Below are 10494 nucleotides of genomic sequence, written 5' to 3' on the forward strand. Positions count from 1 at the left end.
AACTTGTCGAGGGGTGAACAGGGTGCCCGATTCTCCGGGAGAACCGGCATTACACGTTACCCCAACAACACCAGCGCAATTCCAGCAGTGACCAGGGCGACACCGGGAAGCTGGCGCAGAATCTCGCGTTCTCGCCAGACCACTAGCGCCAGGATAACCGCAAGGATCGCTTCGATTTGACCCACGGCCTTGGCATACGCCACGAGTGTGAGCGAGTATGACCAAAACCAACAGAGGCTGCCGCCAAAGCCCGCAGCCCCGATAATCGCCATTCGTCGCCAGTGCACTGGGACGAGACGAAATTCGTGTGGTTGGGTCAAGGCGATAAGGGGAGTGAGGATAACAACCTCGATCCATACCGTATGAAAGAGGGTGTGTGCTGAAGAAATGAATCGCCCAGACCCGACCCATGGGTTGGCGGTAACAAACACTTTGTTTGCCTCCTTCAGCATGAAGCTGGCGATGACAATGAAAAGTGCGCAGGCAAGTGCCAAAAGAGTTCCCATATCGACATGAAAGGCTCGTCGCCAACCTTCGGGTCCGGTCTCTCGACCGAGGTTCATGAATAACACCCCAAGACTACACACGCCGATGCCAACCCACCCGATCGCGGTGGGATACTCGCCAAACAACAGCATCCCAATGATGGCGGTGATAGCGACTTCGAGTTTGTGTAACACGATCGACTGCGCAAAATTCGCGCGATTAAACGCAGCAACCAACGCGATGTTGCCAAGAATTTGCGTGACTGCCGTTGCGCCGCAATAGCCAAAGAACGCGAGCGGTAACTGCGGCCAGCCGTGGCGAGACACTAACAGTGCAGTCACAGGAAGAGCGAGCGGGAGATTGAAGGCAAAGCGCGACCAACTATTGAGAAGTGGCGAGACTTTTCCTGCCAGGCTACGAGAACACGCATTCCGTACGGTTTGCAAACATCCAGCGGTGAAAGCAATCTCAGCCCACATACGCGTTACTGTTGAACCGCTTGCCTTTCGAGAGCTGGAGCTTGCGACGTGGCTCGTTTGGAGAGTGAACCATTCCTCAGATCGAGTTCCCAGCGTGCCGCAGGAAAGTCACCAAACTGGATGCTACGTCTGGTGTCAATTGGCAGCGGAACGGACGAGTACAGTAATAGCGGTCGTTCCGACTCTCGTTCTGCAAGTGCATGAATCGACACGTATGCGCGCTGAAAGCGCATGTGGTCACTATATGTGATCAGCGCCCCAGAAAGGATCGGGATCGCAAGCAGCATCAAGCCCCACGTGTGTCCCACGAGGCTGAGCAACACCAAGACCCCAGGAATCAGGTAGAGCCGACCGATAAAGTTCCAGTGGTGAATCAGCTTGCCTTGCTGGTCCGACGCAAACATCCCCAGATAGACAGGAACGATGGAGAGGAAAAAGAGGGCAAGGCCCGCTCGTCCACGCCAGTGTGGCACCGTCAACAGAGAAATAGTGAGCCATACGAACCCACTGACCACTTGGCCATTGTCCTTCATCGTTTGTCGCCAGAAACTTTCAGTAAAATTCATCAAGGTAGGCCACACATCCGCCCAGCGCAGCAAGTGAATATCGTGTGCTGAGCCAAAGTCAATCAGGACACTGCGAAGTACGAAGTAGCTCCCGGCTCCCACCACAGCTGGAATTGCCGCCAGGATGACTGCACGAATTGGCACACGTTGCATAGCGACCAACAGCAACAGAAAAGGAAAAATCAAGATTGCGGTCTCTTTGCAAAAGAACGCCACCCCAAACGACAGACCCGCTGTCCAGACTTGTTGACGTGACAGCAGGAAGAGGCCCGCGACAAGGAAAAGCAGTGCCCACACATCAAAACAGTTGACATACCACCCGGCAGCGATACAGGCGGACCCGGAGTAGAGTGTGAGCACCGTCACTGCGAGCGCGTGGGGGTGAGAGCGTACTCCCCAGACCTCACGAATCTTGTGGAGCAACGACAATGTCACCAGCATGAGACCCATGTTGGCTGCGCGCAACAAACGCCAGGCGAACTCGTCATTCTGTAGGTAATGAATCACCACCGCGGTAAAGATAGTCGGAAGCGGACGAAAGAGGGCTACGGGTTTGGTCCACACCTGAGAGCACTTCTGCGCCAAGGATTGGTGCGGATCGTAAAACCAGGTCAGGCCGTTCGACTCATCCCAGACATCGGTGACCATTAACTGCACGCCAAGAAAAATCCATACTGCACAGAGTGTGATATGTATAGTTGAAGCAATGCGAGTCAGAGGATGCTGCTCCGTCACTTCCATGCCCGGCGGAATTCACATTGTGGTAACGCTTCTTGGAGGGTATCAACCGCAGCCGTGCTGACCAACGTGCTGCGCAGATTCAGCACCCGTAGCCCAGATAAACTACGCAGATGTGCCAGGCCGGGATCGCTGATCGGCGTATCGTACAACCACAGCACCCGCAAACCGGTGAGCTTGGTCAGGTGCGCCAATTGCGCGTTGGAGACACGAGTGCTGGAAAGCTGCAGGTACTGTATGTCGTCAGGGCGGAGGTGACTCAAGGGTGAGAGGTCAGTGGCAGCTTGTGGGTTAACGATAAGGCGCAGTTCTTTATCTGGCGGGACTGCAACGACACCGCGCGCCTCGCCGAGTTGTTCCCAAAATGCATAATCTTCAGGGTCGAACTCACGCTCACGCATCCAGAGTATGCCGAGAGAGCGATCGGCAGGAAAACGTACCTGACGAGGCGGGAGCGCTGCAGTTGCTGAACCTTTGGCACTCTGGGCCAAAGCGAGTGAACCGTGACGGGGCGGTTTCGCGTTATTCATGTAACGAGTGTCTTTTCCCTTCCGTAACCGGGCTAGGTTAGCGATCCGCAGCGGGAAGTTCAACGGGGAAAACAGGAAGAAGTGCGGAATGCGGATTGCGGATTGCGGAGTGCGGAATGGAAGAACAGTGATTGAAAGGACCGCTTATGAGTTCCTTACGCACCTCCCATACGGTCCAATGTCAAATTCCCTCTTCCTGAGGGAGAAGAAACCCCTTGCCGTCACCATCGCTGATTCCTTTCTTCCCCTCCTTATGGCACACTAAAACAATTCACGACGACCTGATTAGTAGTACTCGCAGTTGGGGGAAAAATGGGGGACAAGAAGGTCTTCATTTCACATTCGACCAAAGACGATCTCTTTGTCGCTGAACTGCGACAGGCAGCTGATGCGCCAATCCCGACGACCGGCAACTGGGGGGCATCCTGGGATTGCTCAACCTGCGAAGATGGCGTGCGCATATTCCTTCTCTCTTCCCATTCGTTCTTGACCGATGATCAAAAGAACTGATGCTGAATCAAATTAGGAGAATGCTGACGGTGTCTTGTCCTTAGTCCTTCTCGTTTGTCGGTGTACAGGTGGTTTTTTGTGAATATCAGCAGCTGCATGTATACATAACAAATAGAGATAGTGAAGTCAAAGAAATGTTCTATGACTTTGTGACAAGCTGTGTGGTAAGGAAAAGAGGAGGTAGGTCGATGCCTACGGGGAAATACTATAACTTCTAGAGGCTACTAGGATAGCGCGCGAACCGAGGAGCAGAGGATCGTTCACGTCTGGGCTTTCCTCTTTATCCCGGCACGACAATCCGCACAGACCGTATAAACCACCCCTAGTGGGTGAGTCTCGGACGCCGGTGTCGCCTCGGGTTCGACCCAGAATTTGTCGACGCGCACCCGGTTGCACATGCTACAGCGAGAGGCTGTGGTCGATGCCTTGTGATAAACGAAAGACCGTGCTGGGGACAGCGGTTCAACGCGAACAGTACGATGGAGACAGAGAATCGTTCCATCGTGATCCTGACGCATACGCATCTCCATAAAGCGCTTGTGCTGTGGGGAATCGCAGCGATATGGCAGGATACTCTCACCGGCCAGAAGTCTATGTTTCTCCAGGAGTGTCAAAAAATGCATGCGCGGAGCGTCACCTGTAATGAAGCGCAGCATGGGTTTGCCAATGACAGCCTGGCCAATGAGCGCAGCCCCACCATTCTCCTGGGCGAACTGGTCCCACTTGCCACCGACTTCAATGAGAACCCCTGCACTATCCATGCGATAGAAGAGATCGAATACAGACTGTGGTGACGTTGACTGCGACATGGCGTCGTTCCCCGCTTCTTGCCATTGGTTCCTTTGTCAGTATAGCGAACTCGTTCGAATTGACAAACGGTGAGGTGCTTTTGCCGGGGACGCTTCACTTATTCCGGCCTACTTTCTTCTCTTCTCCCTAAGGCTTAAAGCCTGAAGCTTATAGCCTCTTTCATGGCATCTTTGTCACAACCAGTCCACTCCCGCGCAACATCGGTGACCCATCAATCGCACATGCAATCTCGGCTCCCGGAATTTGTCGCTTCTCTGCACGGCCTGTGACTTGGAATACCGCTTCAGCAATATGACCCATGCCGTGTAAGCGGCCTTCACTGAGGCTGCCACCGAACGTATTCACTGGCAGTTCGCCTTCAAGAGCAATACGTCCATCCTGAATGAACGCGTAGGCTTCGCCACGTGGACAGAAGCCTGCTGCCTCGATCCAGTAAATCGTTGACGGGCTGAAGCCATCGTACAACTCGGCAGCATCCATATCTTTTGGCCCGTATCCCGATGAGGCCCATAGCTTCTGTGCCAGCGAACCGCCACACGCCATGTAGTCGTCCAGTGAGTAATGAAACAGCGTCCGCCGTGGGCTGGTGTTTTGGCCGTAGCCAGCGATGTGGGCGGGTGGGTTGCGCAGATCGCGTGCGCGTTCGGCAGTCGTTAATACTAACGCGACACAGCCTTCAACTGGAATGTCACAGTCGAACAAACACAGCGGCTCGGAAATCCAGCGTGAGGCGAGATAGTCTTCACGTGACATCGGCGTCGTATAGAAAAACGCACGAGGATTAAGGTTGGCATTACGACGACTATTGGTGACAAAGGTGGCAAGATGCTCACGGGTCGCGCCATATTGATGCATATAGCGTTGCCACTGCATCGCGTGCCACTGGAAAATACTGGTACTGCCATACGGCGCGATAAACTGCGCTTCACCGGCAGCGCGTGAGCCTGACCACGCGCCATAACGGCCACGGGGATTGTGCATCGCGCGCCAGACTAACACGTAGTCACACGCACCAACGAGCAACGCGTGCACGGCTTCAATGACCGGGCTGGCGATCATGCCGGTTTCAATCTGTGCGTACCAACGAATATCTGGCGCGAGGGGCAAGTGATTCACGAGATACATGACACTGACAATGTCTTCGCCGTCGCGACTACCGGCGCCAAGTGCGGGTAACTCGGGATAAGTCGCGAGACCATCAACCTGCTCTGGTCGCACGCCAGCATCAGCCATCGCTGCGCGGCAAGCGTCGATAGCCAGTAGCCCGAGCGGTTTCTGGGAATGGCGAGTTAATTCAGAATAGCCAATGCCGACGATGGCGGTTTTGCCTTTGCCTGACCACATATATGGGTGTTCCTTTCTGACTTTCGCTCGTCAGAGTGTTTCGGCGCGGTATCGTAGTCGTTTGTGGGGGAATGCTCAAGGTTGCGTGGGAGTGAGACTATGGTGAAGAAAGTGCCATAAAAAGTTCCGTCATTCCGGGCGAGCAGCGCGAGACCCCGAATCCAGGGACTTCAAGCAATGGCCTCCGATTATTCCTCCTGGATTCCCGCCTTCGCGGGAATGACGCTTTTATCACGCAGTGCTATGTACGGCCGGTGCATACATGAAGGAGGGACTATGGAATTCAAACACTACTACGCAAACCTCAAAGATATTCGCTTACATTATGTGACTCTCGGGCACGGCTCTCCGGTTGTGTTGCTGCATGGCTGGCCGCAGACGTGGTATGAGTGGCGGTTGGTGATGCCGTTACTGGCCAATCAGTTTTGCCTGGTCGCGCCGGACTTGCGCGGGCTCGGCGACTCGGGACGGCCAATCGGTGGCTATGACAAGAAGACCGTTGCCAATGACATCTGGCAACTGATGCACGATCATCTCAAACATGAACGCTTTGCTGTGGTTGGCCATGACGTTGGTGCAGTAGTTGCCTTTCGTCTCGCCGCCGATCATGCCAAGGAAGTGTCACACTTGGTGTTGCTCGATGTCCCAGTCATTGGACTCCAAGCCGAAGCACTGGGAGGACTGACTCCCGCCGGACAAATGCCGCGCTGGCATCACTTGTTTCATCAAGTGCCAGATTTACCTGAAGCACTGACCTTTGGTCGTGAGCGCATTTATCTGGAATGGTTCTTCAATTGGGGCTGTGATCAAGCCGGTGTGTTCAGCGAATCTGATGTGAATGAATATGTCCGTGCGTATTCGCAAGCTGGAGCGATGCGGGCGGGGTTCAACATGTACCGCACGCTCGGACAAGACATTGCCGACAATCAGGCGACCTTTGCCACTGGCTTCAAGCTGCCGATGCCGACATTAGGACTGGGTGGCGGAGGTTCGCGTGGCCGTGGGAACTTAGTCGTCGAATCCATCAAGCGTGCCGCGCTACACGCTGAAGGTGGATCAGTGGCTGATTGCGGGCACTTCATTCCTGAAGAGAAGCCGCAGGAGTTGGCTGAGCAGTTGCGGCAGTTCTTGCTCACGCCAAGCGAAACTGCGGCAACGTGACCTCATCATTGATCTTGTCGAACGTGACTTCGACCTTTCCGCCGATGCGAATCTTGTCGCGCTCAGAGATCGGGAGAAATGACACCATGAACAACCGTGGCTGTTCGTCAAGTTCAACAAGCATGTTGATGTACGGCACCTCTTTCTCGAATCCCGCGATGTTGGGTTGATGCATGACGGTGTAGCTGTACACCGTGCCGCGACCACTTACCGGCACGAACTCTAACCGTTGTGAGAGACACGCATCGCACAGCGGGCGTGGCGGATGGTTGAAGTAGTTGCAGTCTTGGCACCGTTGAAGCGCGAGTTGGTGTTGTGCCGCGGCTTGCCAAAACGGTTTGGTGAGTTCGTCAATCGCTGGTAAAGGTTTAGGGGAGTTTTCCACAGCCATAGTTTCTCTTTTTCTCTTGTGAACTGTATGAGTCAGATAGCAAACTCCGCCTGTCCTTGGCAACGCCAAGGTGTGATGTGTACAATTGCTCGTGGTAATCTCGTGAGAGGAGGTATGTGTGGTGCAGTGCATGGAATGTGGTGCCGAGAATCCTCCGGGCATGATCTTCTGTGGACAATGTGCGTCCGCCCTCCCTCAACTGTGTCAGCAGTTGTGGCTTCCTCAATCCTGGAAAAATAACGTTCTGTGGGCAATGCGGGCGGTCGCTCGCTAAGAGTTCACTGGCTCGGCGAGAACCGCAACCTCCGCCCCAGCAACCGACGGTGTCCCGTGAGGGGAACCACTCGTCTCAGGTAGAGTTACGCTTGCAGGCGCAGAAAACAGCCCTCCGTCTTGGTTTGGGAAGGCGACAACTAACAGTGATGTTCTGTGACCTCGTGGGATCAAGCGCGCTCTCGCAACGCATAGAACTCGAAGAACTGCGAGAAGTCGTTCAAGCCTACCACGACCTTTGCGCAGAGGTTATCGCGCGGTTTGATGGCTATTTTGCCCGTTATCTTGGTGATGGGGCGCTGGTCTATTTTGGTTTTCCTGTCGCGCATGAGGGAGATGCGTATCGTGCCGTTCGTGCTGGCTTAGAAATCGTTGCCGGGTTGCCGCGGTTGAATGTTCGACTGCAAAAGACCATCCCGGCCTTACAGACGCTTCCTCTTCAGGTGCGGATTGGCGTTCACACCGGACCTGTCGTTGCCGGAAAAGTGAAAACGGCCAATACCCAGGAGCTGGTCGAAGTTGTTGGGGAGCCGCTCAATATCTCGGCGCGCCTCCAGGAGATCGCCGAGCCCAATAGTGTCTGTATCAGTGAAGCGACGTTCCAGTTGGTCCAAGGGTTCTTTACCTGTCGTGAACTTGGCACTCCAACGCTCAAAGATATCGCGACGCCTTTGGCTGTGTATCAAGTAGAAGAAGAGACTGAGGCACGGAGCCGCCTTGAAGTCGCTGCGACAAAAGGCTTGTCTCCACTCGTCGGCAGAACCTCGCAGTTGGCGATCTGCCGTGATCGATGGCAAAGTGCGAAGAAGGGGATTGGCCATGTTGTCTTGCTTGGTGGAGAAGCGGGGATCGGGAAATCCCGCTTGGTTCAGGCCTTACGAGAGCAGGTTGGTGAACAGCCTCACACCTGGCTTGAAGCCCATTGTTTTCCCTACCGCCAGCACAGTGCGTTATATCCAACCATCGACTTGCTATGGCGTGCTCTGAACTTCAAACGGAGCGATTCTCCAGAACAGAAATTAGACAAACTTGAACGGGTGCTCGTCACCTATGGGTTGTCACCGGCAGAGACGGTCCCTGTCTTCGCCAACTGGCTCGGCTTGCCGCTGCCATCTCAGCGCTTTGCGCCCTTGTCTCTACCGCCGCAACAGCAGCGTCGATCGGTACTCGAAGGACTACGCATTTGGTTAACGAAAGCCGCCGCGCGGAGTCCGGTCATTGGTATAGTCGAAGACCTGCAATGGGCTGATCCGTCAACTCTCGAATCCCTTGCTTTGTTTATGGAACAAGTGCTGCGCGCACCGATCTTGTTGGTGTTCACTTTTCGTCCTGACTTTCGCATTCCGTGGCGTCTCACGTCATACATGACACATTTGCCGTTGGAACGACTGGCAGACGATGAAGTCGCCACCCTGAGTGCCCACGTCGCACACGGACGCGCTCTTTCCGCAGAGGCGCAGGCACTCCTTGTGACGAAAGCTGACGGGGTTCCGTTGTTTGTCGAAGAGCTGACGAAGATGATAGTTGAGAGGGGAACGTTCGCTGGAACTGCAACGGGCCGCACTTCGTCGCTACCAATGATTCCGACGTCGCTGAACGATGTACTGATGGCGCGCCTTGATCGCTCGCCAGCTGCCAAAGAGGTCGCGCAGTTGGGGGCGACCATCGGACGTGAGTTCTCCTATGAATTGCTACATACGGTCTCTCCAGTTGATGAAGACACGTTGCAGCTGGCACTGACGACGCTCGTTGATGCTGAGTTATTGTACCAGCGAGGAATCCCACCGCAGGCGAACTACTTCTTTAAGCATGCACTCGTACAAGATGCCGCCTATCAGTCGCTACGGAAACGTACCCAACGTCACTATCATCAGCGCATTGCCGAAACGTTGGAAGCGGGTGCAGCAGAACTCCGCGAGGCACAAGCCGAAGTTATTGCCCATCACTATGCGGAAGCTCGGTTTTTTGCCCCCGCGATTCGTTATTGGCAGTTAGCTGGACAACACGCCAGCGAGCGCTCTGCACTTGCTGAAGCAACGCAACATTTTACCAAAGCGCTAGATCTGCTCCGTCATTTGCCGGAAACCCCCGAGCGCAATCAACATGAGTTGACCTTGCAAATTGCGCTGGGTGGACCCTTGATCGCAACGCAAGGGTACGGTGCGTTAGCGGTTGAGCAGTGTTATGCGCGCGCGTTGACACTCTGTCGTCAGATTGGGGAAACTCCACGATTGTTGCGTACCTTGTTTGGACTAGAGGCCTTTTATTTTATTCGTGCCCGACTCGGGACGGCACAACAATTAGCTGAGCAGTGTTTAGAGTTGGCGCAACAACAAACGCAGCCAGGACCGCTCGTGCAAGCGTATTGGACGCTCGGGCAGACCTTCTTTCATCGTGGACGATTTCCCGAGGCACTTGCCCAAGTTGAGAAAGGCATCGCGCTGTACACACGGGCGTTGCATCAACCTCGGGCGCTCCAGGACCCCGGTGTCATGTGTCTGGCGTATGCAGCGCTTGCGCAATGGAGTCTCGGATACCCTGACCGCGCGTTTCAATGCTGCCAGGAGATGGTGACGCTGGCGCGATCGCTCGGACATCGCTTTAGTGTAGCCTTTGCGCTGAACATTGCTGCCACACTACATGTGTTACGGGGAGACATTGCTGCAGCGGAAACACTGACGACTGAAGTGATCGGCTTGAGCCAGGAATATGGGTTTCCGATGTGGACGGCGTATGGGAAGGTCCTGCGCGGGTGGATCCGTGGACAGCGCGGGTCGCGGAAGCCTGCGTGGGAGGAGCTGCAGCAAGGAATTCGAGAATGGACCGCCACTGGTGCAGAGGTGACGGCTACGGCGTTTCTGGCGTTGTTGGGTCATGCCTATGCGCGCATTGGTCAAGGAAACGATGCGAGAGAAGTCGTCGGCCGGGCGCTGCACATGGCGTTACAACACGAAGAGTTCTATGGGATCTCGGAGTTGTGGCGACTGAATGGGGAACTGATCTTAAGAAAGTTTAACGTTCAAGGTGTAAAGTTTAAAGAGCAAAGGGAGGCTAGAGGCTTGGGGCTAGAGGCTGGCCCCCACCGCTGTAAAGGTCGAGGCCTGAGGTAAAGTGGTGGTCTGACAAGAGAAAACGGCTCTGCTATAGCGTCCGGGAGTGGAGGGACGCGATGGAAGCAGAGTTTGCCCGTGAGGTGTTAAGCCGGT

Annotated in this window: 9 protein-coding genes; 3 read left to right on the plus strand and 6 right to left on the minus strand. The window is 54.8% G+C overall.

Annotated elements, in window-relative coordinates:
• Nucleotides 1-56: 56 nt before the first annotated feature.
• The 3 genes from FJ147_09805 to FJ147_09815 are packed head-to-tail and all read right to left on the minus strand — an operon-like array spanning nucleotide 57 to nucleotide 2799.
• The gene (locus FJ147_09805; protein MBM4256178.1) at nucleotides 57-965 is read right to left on the minus strand and encodes a hypothetical protein; all 909 of its coding nucleotides are present in this window, start codon (nucleotides 963-965) and stop codon (nucleotides 57-59) included.
• Nucleotides 966-970: 5 nt separating this feature from the next.
• Nucleotides 971-2272, minus strand: a complete 1302-nt coding sequence (locus tag FJ147_09810) for a hypothetical protein (protein ID MBM4256179.1) — start codon at nucleotides 2270-2272, stop codon at nucleotides 971-973.
• Nucleotides 2263-2799, minus strand: coding sequence for a hypothetical protein (locus FJ147_09815; protein MBM4256180.1), 537 nt, complete (start codon nucleotides 2797-2799; stop codon nucleotides 2263-2265). The genes FJ147_09810 and FJ147_09815 overlap by 10 nt, the downstream gene beginning before the upstream one ends.
• Before the next feature lie 312 nt (nucleotides 2800-3111).
• On the opposite strand from FJ147_09815, the gene FJ147_09820 reads away from it, so the two are divergent.
• Nucleotides 3112-3309 carry a hypothetical protein gene (locus FJ147_09820; GenBank protein MBM4256181.1) on the plus strand — a complete coding sequence of 66 codons (198 nt, stop codon included), beginning with the start codon at nucleotides 3112-3114 and terminating at the stop codon, nucleotides 3307-3309.
• A gap of 260 nt (nucleotides 3310-3569) precedes the next feature.
• Here FJ147_09820 and FJ147_09825 read toward each other — a convergent pair whose 3' ends face one another.
• Both FJ147_09825 and FJ147_09830 read right to left on the minus strand, forming a co-directional pair.
• Nucleotides 3570-4118, minus strand: coding sequence for a hypothetical protein (locus FJ147_09825; protein MBM4256182.1), 549 nt, complete (start codon nucleotides 4116-4118; stop codon nucleotides 3570-3572).
• A 160-nt stretch (nucleotides 4119-4278) separates the two neighbouring features.
• Nucleotides 4279-5463 (minus strand): hypothetical protein, encoded by a 1185-nt coding sequence (locus tag FJ147_09830; protein MBM4256183.1) that lies wholly within the window; start codon nucleotides 5461-5463, stop codon nucleotides 4279-4281.
• A 276-nt stretch (nucleotides 5464-5739) separates the two neighbouring features.
• Between FJ147_09830 and FJ147_09835 the strand changes: the two genes are divergently transcribed.
• Nucleotides 5740-6624, plus strand: coding sequence for an alpha/beta hydrolase (locus FJ147_09835; protein MBM4256184.1), 885 nt, complete (start codon nucleotides 5740-5742; stop codon nucleotides 6622-6624).
• On the opposite strand, the gene FJ147_09840 is transcribed toward FJ147_09835, so the two are convergent.
• Entirely contained in the window at nucleotides 6596-7015 is a 420-nt protein-coding gene (locus FJ147_09840; GenBank protein ID MBM4256185.1) for a hypothetical protein, read from the minus strand. The two genes, FJ147_09835 and FJ147_09840, sit on opposite strands and share 29 nt — an antisense overlap.
• A gap of 170 nt (nucleotides 7016-7185) precedes the next feature.
• On the opposite strand from FJ147_09840, the gene FJ147_09845 reads away from it, so the two are divergent.
• A complete protein-coding gene (locus tag FJ147_09845) occupies nucleotides 7186-10398 on the plus strand; it encodes an adenylate/guanylate cyclase domain-containing protein (protein MBM4256186.1) in 3213 nt (1070 codons plus the stop codon).
• The last annotated feature ends 96 nt before the right edge of the window (nucleotides 10399-10494 follow it).

It is taken from the genome of Deltaproteobacteria bacterium, assembly GCA_016874775.1.
Lineage (GTDB): Bacteria > Desulfobacterota > Binatia > Bin18 > Bin18 > VGTJ01.